We start from the raw sequence: 1,413 nt of genomic DNA, 5'->3' as shown, positions 1-1,413 counted from the left end.
CAGGCCGTCACCACCCTGCGCACCGCGCTGGACACCGCCTGACCGGCGCGGCCCCGGGTATCCGGAGCGGACGGCGGCGACCTGCGCCGCCGTCCGGCACCCAGGAGGACACGTCATGCCCCGGCACATGATCGTGCCGTGGATCGTGAAGAGCTGGTTGTAGGTCTGCTCGTTCATGAACTGCAGCCCCGGGAGGGCCGGTTCGGCCCTTATGGCGAGCGCCGGCAGCCCGGCGAGCAGGAAGAAGCAGAACGCCGTCACCATGTACAGGCGCCCGATCACCTTCTGATCGGTCGTCGAGGCCCAGCGCAGAAGCGCCGCGCCCAGCGTGTTCCGGAGGGCGTGGTGCGCGGGGACGGTCGGTTGCGACAGCTGCGGCGCCTCGGTCATCGTCCTCCTCCACGAACCGCGGCGACCCCTCGCGCCACGCCCTGGTGTCTGCCGTCATGGGGTGCCTCCCGCTGCCGGCGGTGTTTGACACGACCTCCGCGGGGGACCCGCACGAGCAGCATCGAGGCAGAAGGAAGATGAGCCGCCGTGACGTCGCACACCACCGAGAAACCCGCCCTCGCCAGGCCGGACAACGGCTCGTTGAAGGCACGGCAGCTGCGCGGCGAGGGCGTGCGCACCTGCCTGCCGGCCGTCGTGGACGCGAGCACCACCCGATCGGCCCTGCCGGACGCCGAATGGAACATCGTGCGGGGCGAGGACTGACCGTCCCCCCGGTCGCCCGCCCGCACCAGGACATCCGCTGCGCCGCCGCCGAGGCGGCGCAGCGCCTTTGCCTCCCGCAGGCCCTGACCGAACGCCCTCTTTAGGGCGATCGACGCTAGGGTGAACCGAATGAAGGCTCTCGTGCTGTCCGGCGGCGCCGGTACTCGATTGAGGCCGATCACGCACACGTCGGCCAAGCAGCTCGTGCCCGTGGCCAACAAGGCCGTGCTTTTCTACGGTCTGGAGTCCATCGCCGCGGCCGGTATCACCGAGGTCGGTGTCATCGTGGGAGACACCGCCGAGGAGATCCAGGAAGCGGTCGGGGACGGATCCAAGTTCGGCCTTGAGATCACCTACATCCCCCAGGAGCGGCCCCTCGGGCTGGCCCACGCGGTGCTGATCGCGCGGGACTGGCTCGGCGACGACGACTTCGTCATGTACCTCGGCGACAACTTCATCGTCGGAGGCATCAGCGGCCTCGTGGAGGAGTTCCGCAGGAACCGCCCCGACGCCCAGATCCTGCTCACCCAGGTGGCCGATCCCCGCTCCTTCGGTGTCGCCGAACTCGACGCCTCCGGGCAGGTCGTCGGCCTGGAAGAGAAGCCCGAACACCCCAAGAGCGACTTCGCCCTCGTCGGCGTCTACCTGTTCACGCCGCTCATCCACGAGGCGGTCCGGGCCATCCGCCCGTCCTGGCGG

3 protein-coding genes are annotated in these 1,413 nt (G+C 69.9%); 2 read left to right on the top strand and 1 reads right to left on the bottom strand.

Annotated elements, in window-relative coordinates; translation table 11 throughout:
• Positions 1 to 390 (bottom strand): cbb3-type cytochrome c oxidase subunit I (locus M8J74_RS42665; RefSeq protein ID WP_249841543.1); only part of this gene is annotated, 390 nt, incomplete at its 3' end.
• Between the two features lie 147 nt (positions 391 to 537).
• On the opposite strand from M8J74_RS42665, the gene M8J74_RS42660 reads away from it, so the two are divergent.
• Together M8J74_RS42660 and M8J74_RS42655 are read left to right on the top strand one after the other, a co-directional pair.
• Complete coding sequence (locus M8J74_RS42660) at positions 538 to 714, top strand: hypothetical protein (RefSeq protein ID WP_203237623.1); 177 nt, start codon at positions 538 to 540, stop codon at positions 712 to 714.
• A gap of 129 nt (positions 715 to 843) precedes the next feature.
• On the top strand, positions 844 to 1,413 hold a 570-nt coding region (locus M8J74_RS42655), incomplete at its 3' end, for a sugar phosphate nucleotidyltransferase (RefSeq protein ID WP_249841542.1).

The sequence above is a fragment of the Streptomyces panaciradicis genome (genome assembly GCF_023516615.1).
GTDB classification, from domain to species: Bacteria; Actinomycetota; Actinomycetes; order Streptomycetales; family Streptomycetaceae; genus Streptomyces; species Streptomyces panaciradicis.
Note: the sequence above shows the minus strand (reverse complement) of the source record. Positions and strands in the feature narration are given on the sequence as shown.